Below are 16,481 nucleotides of genomic sequence, written 5' to 3'. Positions count from 1 at the left end.
TAATGCAGGGGCCGAATGGCCCCTGCGAAATGATTTCACAAAGAGCTGTCAGGGCCTGAAGTCCAGAACGGGATGACTGAATGTTTGATAGGTTTTTTCGTCTGGCGCAGGCGGGATTTTGGCTTGTTTCAGCGCGGACATCACCTGCGCGCATAGTGCCGGATCGCCGTTCTCGACCGTTGGATTCTGCACTGTCCCGTCACGCTGTAGCGTTAAGCGCACCGAGCATGTTTGCCCTTGCCAGGACGCCGGCTGGTCTATGTTAGCGAAGACAGCCGCCTGGATCCGCGCCAGATAGCGTGAGGCATTGGCCTGCGGTGAAGTATCTGCACCCGTTTGATAATCGCGAAGTATTTTATCCGCTTCTGCCGATATTTTAGCGTCTTCGGTGCTGTCCGGCGCAGAAGCACTACCCGAGCAGGCGGAAAGGAGTAAAGAGAGGGTGCAAATGAGCAGCGGGCTGATTTTCATGAACAGGGTAACGCCTCCTTGCTGGCGATGAGATATTCCGGATACGAGGCGGTTATCCTCTGTTATTCCGCGATATTATTCAAACCCTAATCGCTGATTTTTCATGCGGCGGATCGAACGCGCGACAGCGACGTTAAGTGACGCTGTCACGTATCTTCTGCCTTCGCCACGGGCGGTTTACGCCATCCAGTCGCGAATCAGGTTCCCGTACAGCTGCTCAGCCTCCTCCAGCCGGCTGACCAGGCAGTATTCGTCGGTTTGATGAGCCATAGAGGGTTCGCCGGGGCCAAGAATGATACAGGGCGGGTTGCCCATCGCAGGCAGCAGCAGCGAGGCGTCGGTAAAGTAGGGCACCACCCGCGGCTCAAGCGGCCGATCGTGCAGCGGCTGGCAGCGCTGAAATACCTGTTTTATCCATGCGTGATCCTGTTCGCTGAGTACCGCGGGCAGATCGACCAGCGTCGACACCGTGACGCTCTCGCCAAGCAGCGTGATCAACCGCTGGCGGATGATGGCGTGCTGTAAATCAGGCGCGCTGCGGATATCGACATCGAAACGCGTGCGGTCCGGTACGGAATTAATATTTAGCCCGCCTTCAATACGTCCGACGTTTACCGTGGGCTGCTTCATCAACGGATGCGGCGCCCCCGGCGAAAAATGTTGGATTTTACCCAGCGCATCCGCCGCCAGATAGATAGCATTAATCCCCAGTTCCGGCATCGCGCCGTGGGCTGTTTTTCCCCGCGTTTCGCAGCGTAGCCAGAGCGCGCCTTTATGGCCGATCACCGGATAGTTGGCGGTGGGCTCGCCGACGATCAGCGCGCCCACTTCCGGCAACGGCGCAGAGGCGATCAGCGCCCGCGCGCCGTCGCAGCCGGTCTCTTCCCCGCCGGTAATCAGCAATACCGCGCCGCGCCCGGCGCGGATCGTTTCCCGCTGTTGAACGCAGGCGACGGCAAACGCCGCTATCGCCGCTTTCATATCGCTGGAGCCACGGCCATAAAGACGCCCGTCTTCCACCTGCGAGCCGAAAGGGTCGTACTGCCACCGGGCATTTCCCAGCGGCACGGTATCCAGATGCCCGGTAAAGGCCAGCGGTTTACCAGGCGTTGCCCCGGGGAGCCTGGCGATCAGATTGCAGCGTTCCTCGCCGAATGACGACAGCGAAACCGCAAAACCGTTAGCGTTAAGCCAGTCGGCAAAGTACCGCATGCAGTCTGCTTCGCTGCCCGGCGGGTTGATGGTGTTAAAGCCCAGCAGCTGCCGGGCGAGCTCAAGGGTGGTGGTCATCAGCGACGTTCCGTCAGCCAGTCAAGGCAGTTAATCCACAGCTGGCGATAGCCGGGCCATTTGGCAAACTCTTCCGGCAGCCAGTGTGCCGACATATCGCTGGTCCACACCAGCGAGCGACCCTGTTGATATTCGCGAATAGCCAGCAGCGGATGACCGGTACCGGCCACGGTCGCCAGCAGTTTGCCTTCCGGATGCATTTCTACTTCGTTATAGCCCAGCAACCACGGCCATTCGCCCGGAATATCGTTGAACAGGGCGTGGGATTCCGTCACCTCGGCATAACAACCTTCCGGCGTTTCAATGCGATCGTCCCATGCCAGGCAGCGGACCGGCAGCACTTTCTCCACCGCGGTATGGCGATAACGCGCGCCGCCGTTGATTCCCTGGAAGCTGTAATAGCCGCCGATCATCATCAGCGACCCGCCGCCGGCCACATAGTCATGCAAAAGCGTCAGACGGTTGGCGGTTCGGCGGCTTCTCAGCCAGGTGTCCGGATGCAGCAGCAGCGTATTGGCGCCGATATCTGACAAAATAATCGCATCCCACTGCTGCAGCGCGTCCAGCGTCAGCGGAAAGTCTGTCGCCGCCGCGTGGGCGGGCATGTAGGTAATGGCGTAGGCACTGTCCGCGAGCGCCGCCAGAAAATCCGTCGCGCCGGTATGCCAGGTGGCGGTGGCGAACTGATCGAAGCCTTTAACGTGTGTTGAAGTGCTGGTCCAGGATTCCCCAACCAGTAAGATTTTTTTCTGCATTATGACTTTCCTTTTATCCGCCAAAGACCCGTTGGGGATTTCCAATCATCAAGGTTTCAAGCTGTTCGCCGCTGACGCCGTGGCGCCGCAGGCGGGGAACAAAATGCTTGAGTATGTAGCCGTAACCGTGGCCGCCGTAGCGGGTGAGCATGGTTTTCAGAAAGACGTCCTGCGACAGCAAAATTTGCTGGATATAGCCGTCGTCAATCAGCTCGCGAATCGCGCGGGCGTTTTCCTCATCGGAGGGCGACTGCGCCGACTCGTCGGCGTAGTAATAGCTCATGCCGATCATGTCGTATTCGAGAAACGCCCCGCGCTGCGCCAGTTCCCGCTGGTAGCGCTTATCGGCAAAGCTGGGATTCATGTGGCACAGCACCGTATGGCGCAGATCGGCGCCTTCCTGCTCGAGAATGTCCAGTACACGGTGACCCAGCCGTTCCCAGCCGGGCAGGTGGACCTCGATCGGTACCCCGGTCACGGCGCTGGCCCGGCCCGCAGCGCGCAGGGATTTCTCCTCATCCGGGGTAAAACGGCTTGAGATACCGATTTCGCCGATGAGCCCGGCGAGCACCTCCGGTTTCTCCTCTGCGCCGCCGAGATCGTAGATTAGCCGCTCGGTCAGCTGTTCAACGCTGCTGGTTCTTACCCACTCGGGGTGCGAGGGTTCCAGATAGAGGCCGGTGCCCATAATAATGTTCAGGCCGGTCAGACGGGCGATACGCGCCAGCGCTTTGGGATCGCGGCCAATACCGATATTGGTCGGATCGACCACCGTTTCCCCGCCGAGGGCGCGATATTTCGTCAGCTCTTCAATCGCGACGTCGACGTCAAACAGTTGACAATTATCGCGGCTCATCAGCGGGTTCAGCGACAGTTCGCCGAGGTTTTCCATTTTCACCGGCATTTCGGCAAGATGGCGATCGCTGCAGCAGCAGGGCGGCACCCATTTGCCGGAGGCATCCAGCAGAATATGCTCATGCATCAGCGTAACGCCCATTTCACTTATCGGCAGCGGGCCGACCACCGTCATCACGTAACCGCTGCTGACGCCGACCGGCAGCGGGTCGGGATGGCGAAAAATTGATCCTTTCATCTGCTATCCTTTTGCCGCGGAGCGCGCCGGGTTGAGAATGCGGGTGTTCAGCCAGATAGCCAGCAGGATAATAGTGCCGGTGGCAATCTGGGTGTAGAACGGAGAAATATGCGACAGGATCAGACCGTTCTGGATCACCGCAATCGACAGCGCGCCCAGCAGCGTGCCGATAATAGTGCCGAAGCCGCCAAACAGACTGGTACTGCCGAGCACCACGGCGGCGATGACCTGCAGTTCAAAACCTTCGCCCTGGTTGGAGGAGCCGCTGCCGAGGCGAGCGGTGATAATCATCCCCGCCAGCGCGGCGGCCATGCCGCTGATGATATAGACCTTCATGGTGACCGCTTTGGTGTTAATCCCGCTGCGTCGCGCGCCTTCGGCGTTGGCGCCGATAGCCGTCACGTAGCGGCCAAAACGCATATGGTTGAGAACGATGTGCCCGATAACCAAAATCATAATGCCGATCAGCGCAGGCATAGGGATTCCCACAACCCACGCGCGGCCTATAAAGGTAAACAGGCTGTCAGCCGGAACCGGGATCGAGTAGCCCTGGGTGACCAATAGCGCGATGCCGCGAACCACGGCCAGGGTGGCGAGGGTGACGATAAACGCCGGTATGCCCTCATAGGCGATAAAGAAGCCGTTGATGGCGCCAACGACGCCGCCGAGCAACAAGCCGCCGAGCAAAACCACCGGCCACGGCAGTCCCCAGTTGTTAAGGGCGATAGCGGAAAGCGCGCCGACCAGCGCGAGGGTGGAACCCACCGACAGATCGATGCCGCCGGTGGTAATGACCAGGGTCATTGCCGTCGCGACGATCAGCAGCGGGGCGCTCTGACGGATAATGTTGAGCCAGTTGGTGCCGGTGAGAAAGTTGCTGGTGATCAGCGAGAACACCACGCAGCAGAAAACGAAAAAGAGCGCGATGCTGACCACGCCGGAGTGGTTATGCAGCAGGCGGCGCGGCAGCGAATGCTGGATCATGCGGGAACTGCTTAAGTTCATGATACTCATCCTGTTACCTCAATGTGCGGCCGCAGAGCGGGCGGTGAATTTTTCGCCCACAATCAGGTTAACGATATCGCTCAGGCTAGTGTCGGCCACTCGTCTGTCGGCGACGTTGGTACCTTCGTACATCACCATGATCCGGTCGCAGACCAAAAACAGGTCCTGCAGGCGGTGGGTAATCAGAATCACGCTCACGCCGCGAGCGGAAACGCGGCGAATCAACTCCAGCACCGCTTCAACTTCCGCGACGGCCAGCGCGGCGGTGGGTTCATCCATAATCAACACTTTCGGGTCAAAGGCCGCCGCGCGGGCGATGGCAATGGCCTGACGCTGGCCGCCGGAGAGATTTCGCACCAGCAGGCGGGTATCCGGAATGGAGATCCCGAGACCTTTAAGCATCTCCCGGGCGTCGGCGTGCATTTTGGCCTCGTCGAGAAAGGGGATGCCGAGGACCGATTTCATTGGCTCGCGGCCCATAAACAGATTGCCCGCGACGTCGACCGTGTCGCACAGCGACAGATCCTGGTAGACCATCTCGATATGGCAGCGGCGCGAATCGGCCGGATTAGCGAAATGCTGCTGTTCGCCATCGATGCGAATCGTGCCGCTGGAGGGGATCACCGCCCCCGAGAGTACTTTGGTCAGGGTGGATTTCCCCGCGCCGTTATCGCCCACCAAGCCCAGCACCTCGCCCGGAGCCAGCTCGAGGTTGACTCCGCGCAATGAACGTATCGACCCGTAGGTCTTGGTGATGTTGATCATCTCCACCCTTGGCGGGGTAGTGTGTGGCTGCTGCATCTGATAACTCCCATCGCTGTTGCCGGGAAAATGTTCGCCATCCTGCGGGAGAGATGCTATCCGACACGGTTTACATGCTAGTAAACCGGTTTACCTGCGGAATAGAGCACTCGCCAACACAGTCAGGACAAACGCTACGTAAGATATTTGTTCGCCAGTAAGAACGTTGCAGCATCCGTGCCAGGGCAGGAACTACACAGCAGCCCTGTAACTTAACCATATGTAATCAATAGATTTTATTGGTTACATTCCGGTAAACCGGTTTACTGATTATAGTGAACAGATTGTGAATTGATCGTTTTTTGCGCCAAAACTGGGCGCTTTTGCGCCATTTTGGGACGCGCTTAACAAATCTTGATTGAGTCGCGACCGATCCATTCTACCGGTAGGCGGGTTTCTGCCGGGATATCCTGGTCATTGTTCAGCAGGCGCATCATGATATTCACCGCGGTGCGGCCCAGTTCACGGGCGGGCTGGCGGATAGTTGAGATACGCGGCTGGGTGAAATCGGCATAGTTGGCGTCGTCGAAGCCGACCAGCGACAGCGCCTCCGGCGCCTGAAGCCCGCTGGCGCGCAGCCCGTCAAGCAGGCCAAGCACCAGGTAGTCGCTGGCGGCGAAGACGGCGGTCGGGCGAAGCGGCTGGCTAAACAGGTAGCGCAGCGCCTGTTGGCCGAACTCGCGCTGGTAGTCGCCGTACATCACCCATTCGGGCGGCCAGCTCAGACCGGCCTGCTCCATCGCGGTGCAGAAGCCCTGATAGCGCTCGCGGACGCTCATCAGCTTGTCAGGACCGCCGACGAAGGCGATATGGCGGTGTCCGGCGGCGATCAGCATTTCGGTGGCGATCCGCCCGCCCTGAACGTTATCGGCAAACACCTTCGGCACCGTACTGCCGGGTATATCTTCATCCAGCAGGACAATGCGTTCGTGACGCTGGACCTCTTTGCGCAGCAGGCCGTTATCGGGGCGGTTAGTGGTGAACAGCAGGCCATCGACCTGACAGGTATCCAGCCAGCGGATGAACTGACACTCCTTTTCAGGATTATTGCGGGTGATGCACAGCACCAGGCTATAACCGCTGGCGGAGGCGGCCTCTTCGGCGGCGTCGGCCAACTCGGCAAAAAAGGGGTTGGTAATATCGGGGAGCACCAGGCCGAGCGTCTCGCTGCCGCCTTTGCTCAGACGACGCGCCAGGCTATTACCGCGATAGTCCAGTTCGCGAATCGCCGTTTCGATACGGTCGATGGTGTCCTGCGGCAGCACAATACTGTTGTTCATATAGCGCGACAGGGTGGCTTTCGACAGTCCCGCCAGCTTTGCGACATCGGATAACAATACGCGTTTTATACTCATTTCCTGCGCCATTTCTGCCAGAATCGGCTATCTGTAACATAGTTAAGCGCGGTGGATACAGCAATTTCTCCGCTCATAATCGCCATAAATAAATGCTTGACAAATTTTAATCTGCGGAGAATTGTATAGGCAGTTTACCGCATCATCCGGGAAGTCATTCCCAAACCCGTTTAAGTCATTCCAGTCGCGCACCGACACGGACCGGTTGCCGGAATGAAGTTAAGCAGGTATTCGCCGAACGATCGATGATGGTTCTGGCCACATAGACGATATTTGCCCGCCAAAAAAATAATCCTTCTGCGTTCGCATGCGGCGCGGAACTCTGCTGGTTATCACTTATTCCCGACGAGGATACTGATGATGTTATTTAACACCGGAAAACTACGTTTACTTACTGTCGCCACGACGATGCTGGCATCAATGAGTTTTATTTCTACCGCCGGCGCGGCCGCTCCGACTTATGCGCTGGTCCAAATCAATCAGCAGGCGCTGTTCTTTAATCTGATGAATAAAGGCGCGCAGGATGCGGCAAAAGCCAGCGGCAAAGATTTAGTGATATTTAACTCTAACGATAATCCCGTGGCGCAAAATGACGCGATTGAAAACTATATTCAGCAAGGCGTTAAAGGCATTCTGGTTGCCGCTATCGATGTTAACGGAATTATGCCCGCGGTAAAAGAAGCCGCCGCCGCTAACATTCCGGTGATTGCGATTGATGCCGTATTACCGGCCGGGCCACAGGCAGCCCAGGTCGGCGTTGATAATATTGAAGGCGGCAGAATTATTGGTCAATACTTCGTGGACTACGTGCAGAAAGAGATGGGCGGCCAGGCGCGGCTGGGTATCGTCGGCGCGCTGAACTCGGCTATTCAGAACCAGCGGCAGAAAGGGTTCGAAGAGACGCTGAAAAGCAATCCGAAGATCACCATCGCTAACGTTGTTGATGGGCAGAATGTGCAGGATAAAGCAATGACCGCGGCGGAAAACCTGATCACCGGTAATCCGGACCTGACGGCGATATATGCCACCGGCGAACCCGCGCTGCTCGGCGCGATTGCCGCCGTGGAAAACCAGGGGCGCCAGAAGGACATTAAAGTGTTTGGCTGGGATCTGACGGCGAAGGCGATTTCCGGTATTGACGGCGGCTACGTGACCGCTGTACTGCAGCAGGACCCGGAAAAGATGGGCGCCGAAGCCCTGAAGGCGCTGAACAGCATCACTTCGGGTAAAACCGTGCCGAAAACCATTCTGGTTCCGGCCACGGTGGTAACCAAAGCGAACGTCGATACCTACCGTTCGCTGTTTAAGTAGGTCAGTGCGCGCCGCCCGTGGTTAACAGGGCGGCGAGCTCATGGCTGCCGGGAAACGCGCTGAGCGTCCCCCGGCGGCTAACGGTAATGGCGGCAGCCCGGCTGGCATGCGCCAGCGCCAGCGCATCCGGCGCGACGTCGCGCAGCAGGGCGGAAGCCAGCATCACGGCGAGGAAGGTGTCGCCCGCGCCGGTTGTATCAAGCGCCTCGGCGGGCACGGCGGGGCAAAACTGGCGCTGGCCCTGCTGGACCAGCCAGGCACCTGCGGCCCCCTGGGTAATCACTAAAGTTTTCACCCCGTATGGCTGGAGCAGCTCGGCCTCAGATTCATTGACCACCGCGATGTCGATGAGCGGCCACAGGTGGCAAAAGTCAGAATTGACGGGCGAGGGGTTGAATACCGTCGTCATACCGTGGCTTTTGGCGTACTGGAACAGCGCCCGCGTTTTGTCCAGGGAGAAATTGCCCTGCTGCAGCAGAATATCGCCGGCGACGGCATCCGCGATATGCGGAATGATGTCATCCAGGCGGAATGTATCCGCGGCGGCGGTAGTGGTAATAATGGCATTGTCGCCATCAGCGCTATTTAAAATAATCGAGGTATCGCTATGTTGATTGAAATGACCGTCGGGTAGCAAGGTCAGTGGTTCATTTTTTATCTGCTGACGGATCCACACGCCGTTGCTGTCATTTCCCGTGGCGGCAATTAAGCGTGTTTCTATTCCGCAGCGGGCTAATATAATCGCCTGGTTCGCGCCTTTACCGCCGATATCCTGCGAAACTTTAACGCCGTGAATTGAAGCGCCTTTTTTCGGTATATCCGGAATGGACCAGGTTTCATCTACGGTAATATTACCGGTAACGTAAACACGCATAGTGTTCCCTTAACAGGATGGATAAGATGGTTGCTATCTCAGCAGAAAAAACGAATGCAATACAAGCTATTTTTTTACGTAGCAAAGCGGTTATTGGAGTTATTCATTGCGATCCTTTTCCTGGTGCGCCTAAATATCGAGGGAAATCAGTCCGTGATATTATTGAGCGCGCGCTTCGCGATGCTGAAAATTATGTTTCAGGCGGCGTTCACGGCCTGATTATTGAAAATCACGGGGATATTCCTTTTTCCAAACCTGAGGATATTGGTCACGAAACTTCCGCGCTGATGGCGGTGATTACTGAGAAAGTGCGCGAGCGTTTTGCTGTGCCACTGGGCATTAACGTCCTGGCGAACGCGGCGATCCCGGCGATGGCTATCGCCCTGGCGGGCGGAGCCGATTTCGTTCGCGTAAACCAGTGGGCCAACGCCTATATCGCCAATGAAGGGTTTATTGAAGGGGCAGCGGCTAAGGCGCTGCGCTACCGCAGTATGCTGCGCGCTGAGCATATTCGCGTTTTTGCCGATAGCCACGTCAAGCACGGTAGCCATGCCATCGTTGCCGATCGTTCGATTCAGGAGCTGACGCGCGACGTCGATTTCTTCGAGGCTGACGCGGTGATCGCCACCGGCCAGCGTACGGGCGATAGCGCCACGATGGCGGAAATTGACGAGATCCGCGCGGCGACGGAACTACCGCTGTTGGTAGGCTCCGGGGTGACGCCAGCCAACGTGCGCCAGATCCTCGAGCGGACTCAGGGGGTCATCGTGGCCAGTACGATGAAGGTCGATGGCGTGTGGTGGAACGATGTTGAACTGGCCCGGGTGAAGCATTTCATGTCGATCGCGCAGGCCGCGCTGGAGGAGGCATAATGGAAGCGTTTAGCGAACGCCTGCTGCGCGAGCATCAGCCGGTGTGGCAGGCAATGCAGCGGCACCGTTTTGTGACGGATATCGAAGAGGATCGTCTGCCGCCTGCCGTCTTCAACCGCTATCTGGTGTTTGAGGGCAACTTCGTCGCGACGGCAATCGCGATTTTTGCCCTCGGAGTCAGCAAGGCGCCAGGTATTCATCAGCAGCGCTGGCTGATTGGCGTCCTGAATGCTCTGGTTGACACGCAGATTGCATGGTTTGAACAGGTTTTATCAGAACGGCGGATAACTCCTGCTGATTATCCGGACGATCTGCCCGGCGTGCGGCGCTTTCGCGACGGTATGCTGCGAACCGCCCGGGAGGGCAGCTACGAGCAGATCGTGACGATGATGTTCGGCGCGGAGTGGATGTATTATTTCTGGTGCCGACGGGCGAGCGAACATCGGCAGAGCGATGCTGACGTGCGCTGCTGGGTGGAATTGCACGCCGAGGACGCATTCTATCAGCAGGCTCTCTGGCTGAAGAACGAACTCGACCGCTGCGCCATGACGCTGAGTGAAAGCGAAAAGCAGGCGCTGTCGGCGCTTTACGGCGATGTACTGCAGTGGGAAATTGATTTCCATCACGCCGCGTACGAAGCGTAGCCGCGAGGTGAATAACAGGGGGCGCCTGAAGCGGCGCCTCCTGAACGCTGATACACTTAGCGGACCGATCGCCGTTTACACGGAAACCATGAAATATCAGGACCTCTTGCAAAGCGTGTTGTTAAACGACCCGATAAGAATGAACGCGCTGTACGCTGTGCAGGCGCTGGAACTCAACGATGGCTGGATTGGCGCCGGCTTTGTCAGAGATGCTGTCTGGGATCATCTGCACGGCTACGGGCTAAGGCCAGTTTCGGGTGATGTGGATGTTGTCTGGTTCGACGCGAAAAGCGCGACTTCCGCCTGCGATAGCGCGCTGGAAGAGAGGCTGAGCCAGCAAAATTCCGCCTTTAACTGGTCGGTGAAAAATCAGGCAAGAATGCATCAACGCAACGGACATCAACCTTATCACTCAACGGAGAATGCGCTGCTGTACTGGCCTGAAACCGCGACGGCTATGGCGGTCAGAATGGGAGGAACAGACCATATTGAGATTATCGCGCCCTACGGGCTGGACGATCTCTTTGAGCTCCGTCTGCGGCCAACGCCGGTATTTGCGCAGCATAAGCTGGCTATTTTCCGCCAGCGCGTCGTGGAAAAACGCTGGCTACAGCGTTATCCCGGCCTGCGGCTTCTCGTCCCGACATAACGCAAAGCCGCTGTTCGCCTGGTGTTCGTCAAAAGCGCCAGTCGGCCGCAGTTGAAAGTGCGAAAAACGGACCCGCCAGCGTTCGGTTGTGATGGCCAATGATTTCATGAGCGGATAAATGGGGATTATCGATTGTGGTATGCGCATCAGAAATCAGCACAGTCGTGAATCCCAGCTCCGGCGCTGCCCGGCAGGTGGTATCGACGCAAAACTCTGTTTTCATCCCGGCAATCACCAGCTGCTTCACGCCTCTCAGCATAAGCTGGCGCTGTAATTCGGTGTCGCGAAAGCAGCTGGGATACTTTTTGGTCAAGACGATATCCCGTTCAACGTCCACATCCAGCTCAGCTATCAGCCTGGTTAACGGGCTGCTCGCAGAGAATGGGGAGCCGTCAGGCCCGACGTGGCGAATAAAAAAGATCGGTACCTGTGACTGCCTGGCTTTAGCGATCAGCAGAAGAATATTTGTCAGAACGGCATCAGCGCAATGAGGGGAAGCAGGGCCGCGGAAAAGTCCCTCCTGCATATCAATAATCACTAGCGCATGTTCAGATGAAATCATGGGGCGTGTCTCCATTCAGTGTGTGATGAACGGAGAGCTGTTTGTCCCCGTCCGGTTTAACGGGGAGTGTGGTTCTGTTCTATCAGGTTCCAGCCACAGATACGCACACGCCGCCGCAGGTTGCGGTGGTACGTGTCGTTGTTGAACGGGCTGGATGAATCATTTTCTGACCTTATTATTCGTTGAAGATAAATAACCAGAAACTAACGGAACCGCTTAAAACTACACGCCTTATACGATGCGGGTCAACTACAGATTTCATGTCATGTCGCCCGGTCAGAATACAGACTTTCCTGCCATTGCCGGGCAAATATCCTGCACGTTGACGCTTATTGATTATACTTTGATGGCAGGTTGTGCTGGCCCGCTATGGGGTAGCACAACCGACATCCTGGAAATGGGCTTAACCGTTCCGATGAATATTCGATCGTGAAACAGTAATGGAGGTATGGAACGATGGGATTATTAAATTTTGTCAAAGAAGCGGGCGAGAAAATATGGGACGCCGTCTCCGGCGGCAGCAAGGAAGATAAGGCCGACAAGCTGAAAAAACATATTGATGGTCTTAATCTTCCCGGCGCCGAAAAGGTCAATATCGATGTTGCGGACGACGGCACCGCGACGGTTACCGGCGATGTCGGTTCGCAAGAAGATAAGGAAAAAATTCTGGTGGCGGTAGGGAATGTCACCGGCGTTGGTCAGGTTAATGACAGCGTGAAGGTGACGCAAAGCGGGGCGGAAAGTCGTTATTACACGGTCAAATCCGGCGACACCCTGAGCGCCATCTCCAAAGCGATGTATGGCTCCGCCAATGAGTATCAACGTATTTTTGAAGCCAACAAACCAATGCTGACGCATCCCGATAAAATCTATCCGGGCCAGGTGCTGATTATTCCGACGAAGTAAGCGGTGAATTCCTTGGGCTACAGGCAGATGGAATTATCTTCAAGGCCGGCCAGTGACAATATAGATTTTGTTGCTGGCTAGGGTTCGGGCATTCTCCTGACGTCAACGCGTTAAATTCCGTGATGGCAGGGATGCGATTATTGCATCCCTGCATCGTTGGATCAGAAGAAATCAATTCGCGTATTGATACCGACAGTGCGGCCCATATTAACCTGCGCGACGGCGCTGCTGCCGTTCATATATCCATAGGTACGGTAACGACGGTCGAACAGGTTATCGACATAGACGGAAATATTCATCCGTTCCGTCGCCTGCCAGCCAATGCTGCTGTCCAGGGTGGCGTAGGTGCCTTGCCGCAGCTGGTTGTCGCCATCGAAATAATGCGGCCCCACCAGATTAACCGCCAGCCGGGGCATCAGTGCGCCATAGCGCGTATCAATCACGCCATTCACACTGCTTCCCGCGCCGTAACGCGGTACGAACGGCACCCGGTTGCCGTGGTACAGCTCGCTGTCGTTGGTGAATTCGGAATGGATCATGTTGCCATTGATATCCCATGACCAGCCTTGGGCAAACCGCCATTTCGCTTCCAGCTCAACGCCGGTGGCGTTGGCTCTCCCCGCATTGCTTAAGGTCTGCATTCCGACCGGGCCAGAGTAGAGCTGCATATCTTTGGTGTGGGTATAAAAGGTGGCGGCTTGCAGCGTGACGTCGGCGGTTTCGTAACGGGTGCCAATTTCATAGTTGATGGATTTTTCCGCGTTGAACGGTTTGGCATCAAGACCTGCGGTTGGCACGATATTGTATCCGGAAGGTTTATATCCCTGGGCGACGCGGGTATATACTCGCCAGTCGTCGGTCAGCAGATAGCCTGCGGAGAGCTGTCCGAGCACCCGGTCGTCATTGCTTTTACCCTGGTCGCCAAATGGGTTTCCCAGCATGCTGCCGTGATACTGCGTGCTGGCTTTATCATGCGAGAAACGCACGCCGCCGCCGATGTCAAAACGCTCGGTTAAATGCCAGGTCAGATCGCTGTAGGCGGCAAGGGTTTCAGCGGTGGTATAGCCGGTGCTGCTTAAATAGGGCATCGTCGGCATATCATAGGCGGAATTTAGCTTTTCGCGGGTGTTCTGCCGGTACAACCCAAATACCATATCCACGGTACGCGTATCGCCGAGGGTGGCGGCGCGTAGCTCCTGCACATCCTGGTTCCAGCGCTGGGGCATATTGACGATCAACGAGCCGGAAGGGAAGGTCCGGGAATAATTCTGCTGCTGCCAGGCGCCGATCAGATTGAAAACCCAGTCATCGGTAGCGTATTTACCGCTTAGCGTCTGGCTGTCAGTACAGCGCCGTAGGTACGGGTCCGGTGAACCCTCGCTAAGAGACAGCGTACGGCTCTTGAGATCATTCCATGCCACATAGGCATCCTGTGTAGCGCGAGTGCATTCGCGCGAGGCGGAAAACCCCATTTCCCAGGGCTGGTCGTCCGGCGCCAGACGCAATTTCACATTCCCGATACTGGCACGGGTACCGCCTAAATCATCGCTACCGGTCGAGGGGTTAATCATCTCGCCGTCATCAACCTGGCGTAAAAGAGTCACGCTGCCGTATAACAGGCCATCCTGAATCGGGCCGCTCAGGTTGAGTTTGCTTCGATAACTGTCACGACTGCTGACGCCACCCTCAATATAGCCGCGCGGTGTGCTGTCCGGCTGCTGGGTGACGATGTTAATGATCCCGCCCTGGGCGCTTTTGCCATACAAGGTTCCCTGCGGTCCGCGCAGCAGCTCTACGCTCTGCACATCGGTCAGTGCCTGGATGGTGTTGGTAGACAGCTGGGGAACCCCGTCGACATACAGGGTAACGGCGGGGTTATAAAAGTCCTGGGCCGAAGAGATGCCGCGTAGCGAGATCGTTGAAAAAAGCATGTTGCCGCTATTTTCAATATTCAGCCCTGGCAACACTCTGGGGAGTTTGTCACTGGCGGTAACGCCCGCGTCGCTTAACTCCGTCGCGCTGATAACGGTAGAAGAAACATTATTGGCTGATGCCGAGCGGGAAGACTGTTTACTGGCGGTGACCACCAACGTGCTTTCGTCTTGCTGTGAGGTTTGGCTATGAGCAGCGGCCGGGAGTAAAAATCCCCCCAGAACCAGAGGATAAAATTGTGTCATTTTCATTGTGATGAATCCCTGAAAAACGGCGAGACGCCAAAATACCGACAATGGTGAATTGAAAATGATAACTATTTCTAATTGCACTGCTACCCGAAACGGGTTTATTTCCACCTGTTTCGGGTAGCGGGGCGCTTATTGGGCTGAATGGCGATAACGATCAATGGCGAGCGCCGTCAGGCGCTTTTTATCTACCTTGCCGACGGCGGTGAGCGGCCAGTGGGTCAGAAACTCAATTTGATCGGGAATCTTCCACGCGCTGATCCCCATTTGGACCAGCTTTTGACGCAGCTGTTGATAGTCAGAGGGAGTGCGTTGCGCGATGATAAACGCGCATATCCGCTCGCCAAGCAGCGTGTCCGGCGCGGCGACCACGGCGCAATCCTTTACGTCTTCCAGACGCATCAGTACCGATTCCACTTCCGCAGCGGCTATTTTCTCTCCGGCGCGGTTGATCTGCTCTTTTATACGCCCCTCAACGTACAGATTTCCCGCCTCATCGAGCCTGACATTGTCGCCAGTACGGTAAAATCCTTGCGCGGTAAAGGCCCGCGCATTGTGCTCGGGAGCGCGATAATAGCCCGTAATAGTATAAGGACCGCGCGTTAATAACTGTCCCGTTTCGCCAGGCGCAACGTCGTTTTCCTCTTCGTCAACGACGTGAATTTCATCCAGGGGAGACATAGGGCGCCCTTGGCTGTGAAGAACGGTGACCAGAGGATCGTCCAACCGGGTAAAGCAGAGCAGGCCTTCCGCCATACCGAATACCTGTTGCAGGGGACAATCAAACGTCGAGATAACCTGCTCAGCAAGCGTTGGGTCAAGCCGGGCGCCGCCCACCTGAATGACGCGTAGCGAAGAGAGATCGCTGTCTTCCCACTCTCTGGCCTGCACCCAGAGCTGCGCCAGCGCCGGTACCAGGGCGACGTGGGTCACACCTTGTTCCGCGATTAAAGGCATCACCTCATCGCAGCTGGCGCTGTCGGTTAATACCACCTTTCCGCCGCAGGCAAGCGTTCCCAGAATACCGGGACAGGCCAGCGGAAAGTTATGCGCCACGGGGAGGACGGCGAGATACACGCTCTGTGGATTAAGGCCGCACAGTTCGGCAGAGGCGCTGAAGTTATAGCTATAGTCAGCGTGCCGTCGCGGGATAAGCTTTGGCGTCCCGGTGGTGCCGCCTGAGAGCAGCAGCAGCGCAGTGGCGCCAGCATCGGGCTGCGGCCACGTCTGCCGTTCGCCGCGCAGCGAGAAGAGCGGCGTAAAATCGCCGCCTTCGGTCTCACTTGCGACCAGAACTTGCCGCAGGCAGGCGTGTTTGCGCGCCATCTGGCGGGCCAGGTCCGCGTGGTTTTCTCCGTGAATCACATAAGCGGCCGGTTGCGCCAGCGCAATCAGCGCGTCGATATCCAGCGCCCGCTGCGAGGGCATCGCCAGAACAGGGATAACGCCCAGTCTTAACAGCGCGAACAGCAGGATCACAAATGCGTTGCCGTTGGGGAGCTGGATAAGCACATGTTCTCCCGGACGCAAACCCAGCGAGTATAACCCTGCAGCAAGCTCATCGACCCGAAGATCGAGCGCGCTGTAGGTCAGCGAGCCTTTGGCATCAACGACAGCAATTCGTGAGGGATAGCGAGCCGCCCAGTGGCGCAGCTGTTCAGCAATGGGGAAGGGATACTGTTTTATCAGAGAATCAAAGGAAGAGTGCATGCG

Annotated in this window: 15 protein-coding genes and 1 pseudogene; 5 read left to right on the top strand and 11 right to left on the bottom strand. The window is 56.9% G+C overall.

The window, feature by feature from the left end:
- Positions 1-48: 48 nt before the first annotated feature.
- The 7 genes and pseudogenes from tolA to IYV58_RS13785 all read right to left on the bottom strand — a co-directional run bounded on the left by tolA (position 49) and on the right by IYV58_RS13785 (position 6,782).
- Positions 49-471, bottom strand: coding sequence for a cell envelope integrity protein TolA (tolA, locus tag IYV58_RS13815; RefSeq protein ID WP_369893844.1), 423 nt, complete (start codon positions 469-471; stop codon positions 49-51).
- A gap of 146 nt (positions 472-617) precedes the next feature.
- A pseudogene (locus IYV58_RS13810) lies at positions 618-1,761 on the bottom strand (M20 family metallopeptidase).
- On the bottom strand, positions 1,761-2,516 hold the full coding sequence (locus IYV58_RS13805; RefSeq protein ID WP_049115263.1) for a glutamine amidotransferase: 756 nt from the start codon (positions 2,514-2,516) through the stop codon (positions 1,761-1,763). The pseudogene IYV58_RS13810 and the gene IYV58_RS13805 overlap by 1 nt, the downstream one beginning before the upstream one ends.
- Positions 2,517-2,529: 13 nt before the next feature.
- Positions 2,530-3,609, bottom strand: coding sequence for a phosphotriesterase family protein (locus IYV58_RS13800; protein WP_004120289.1), 1,080 nt, complete (start codon positions 3,607-3,609; stop codon positions 2,530-2,532).
- A 3-nt stretch (positions 3,610-3,612) separates the two neighbouring features.
- Complete coding sequence (locus IYV58_RS13795) at positions 3,613-4,614, bottom strand: ABC transporter permease (protein WP_162625997.1); 1,002 nt, start codon at positions 4,612-4,614, stop codon at positions 3,613-3,615.
- An 18-nt stretch (positions 4,615-4,632) separates the two neighbouring features.
- Positions 4,633-5,379, bottom strand: a complete 747-nt coding sequence (locus IYV58_RS13790) for an ATP-binding cassette domain-containing protein (protein ID WP_162626010.1) — start codon at positions 5,377-5,379, stop codon at positions 4,633-4,635.
- A 380-nt stretch (positions 5,380-5,759) separates the two neighbouring features.
- The gene (locus tag IYV58_RS13785) at positions 5,760-6,782 is read right to left on the bottom strand and encodes a LacI family DNA-binding transcriptional regulator (RefSeq protein ID WP_004120296.1); all 1,023 of its coding nucleotides are present in this window, start codon (positions 6,780-6,782) and stop codon (positions 5,760-5,762) included.
- Between the two features lie 345 nt (positions 6,783-7,127).
- Between IYV58_RS13785 and IYV58_RS13780 the strand changes: the two genes are divergently transcribed.
- On the top strand, positions 7,128-8,081 hold the full coding sequence (locus IYV58_RS13780; protein ID WP_004120298.1) for an ABC transporter substrate-binding protein: 954 nt from the start codon (positions 7,128-7,130) through the stop codon (positions 8,079-8,081).
- Position 8,082: 1 nt separating this feature from the next.
- On the opposite strand, the gene IYV58_RS13775 is transcribed toward IYV58_RS13780, so the two are convergent.
- Complete coding sequence (locus IYV58_RS13775; RefSeq protein ID WP_142481889.1) at positions 8,083-8,955, bottom strand: PfkB family carbohydrate kinase; 873 nt, start codon at positions 8,953-8,955, stop codon at positions 8,083-8,085.
- A 26-nt stretch (positions 8,956-8,981) separates the two neighbouring features.
- Here IYV58_RS13775 and IYV58_RS13770 point away from each other — a divergent pair, with 26 nt between their 5' ends.
- The 3 genes from IYV58_RS13770 (at position 8,982) to IYV58_RS13760 (ending at position 11,120) form a co-directional block, all read left to right on the top strand.
- A complete protein-coding gene (locus tag IYV58_RS13770; protein WP_142481890.1) occupies positions 8,982-9,827 on the top strand; it encodes a BtpA/SgcQ family protein in 846 nt (281 codons plus the stop codon).
- Positions 9,827-10,471: a TenA family protein gene (locus IYV58_RS13765; protein WP_004120304.1), complete on the top strand. Its 645-nt coding sequence runs from the start codon at positions 9,827-9,829 to the stop codon at positions 10,469-10,471. Before IYV58_RS13770 ends, IYV58_RS13765 begins: the two co-directional genes overlap by 1 nt.
- 88 nt (positions 10,472-10,559) lie before the next feature.
- Positions 10,560-11,120: a nucleotidyltransferase family protein gene (locus IYV58_RS13760; protein WP_004120305.1), complete on the top strand. Its 561-nt coding sequence runs from the start codon at positions 10,560-10,562 to the stop codon at positions 11,118-11,120.
- Between the two features lie 28 nt (positions 11,121-11,148).
- Here the strand turns inward: IYV58_RS13760 and IYV58_RS13755 are convergent, their stop codons facing one another.
- Positions 11,149-11,682, bottom strand: coding sequence for a cysteine hydrolase family protein (locus tag IYV58_RS13755; RefSeq protein ID WP_195729081.1), 534 nt, complete (start codon positions 11,680-11,682; stop codon positions 11,149-11,151).
- Positions 11,683-12,138: 456 nt separating this feature from the next.
- On the opposite strand from IYV58_RS13755, the gene lysM reads away from it, so the two are divergent.
- Entirely contained in the window at positions 12,139-12,588 is a 450-nt protein-coding gene (gene lysM / locus IYV58_RS13750) for a peptidoglycan-binding protein LysM (protein ID WP_004120310.1), read from the top strand.
- Positions 12,589-12,749: 161 nt separating this feature from the next.
- Here lysM and fyuA read toward each other — a convergent pair whose 3' ends face one another.
- Together fyuA and ybtE are read right to left on the bottom strand one after the other, a co-directional pair.
- Positions 12,750-14,771 (bottom strand): siderophore yersiniabactin receptor FyuA, encoded by a 2,022-nt coding sequence (fyuA, locus tag IYV58_RS13745; RefSeq protein ID WP_112165036.1) that lies wholly within the window; start codon positions 14,769-14,771, stop codon positions 12,750-12,752.
- Positions 14,772-14,900: 129 nt separating this feature from the next.
- Entirely contained in the window at positions 14,901-16,478 is a 1,578-nt protein-coding gene (gene ybtE, locus IYV58_RS13740) for a yersiniabactin biosynthesis salycil-AMP ligase YbtE (protein ID WP_049123096.1), read from the bottom strand.
- Between the last annotated feature and the right edge of the window lie 3 nt (positions 16,479-16,481).

It is taken from the genome of Klebsiella sp. BDA134-6 (assembly GCF_015601345.1).
GTDB classification, from domain to species: Bacteria; Pseudomonadota; Gammaproteobacteria; order Enterobacterales; family Enterobacteriaceae; genus Klebsiella; species Klebsiella grimontii.
This window is presented reverse-complemented; position numbering and strand designations above follow the sequence as displayed.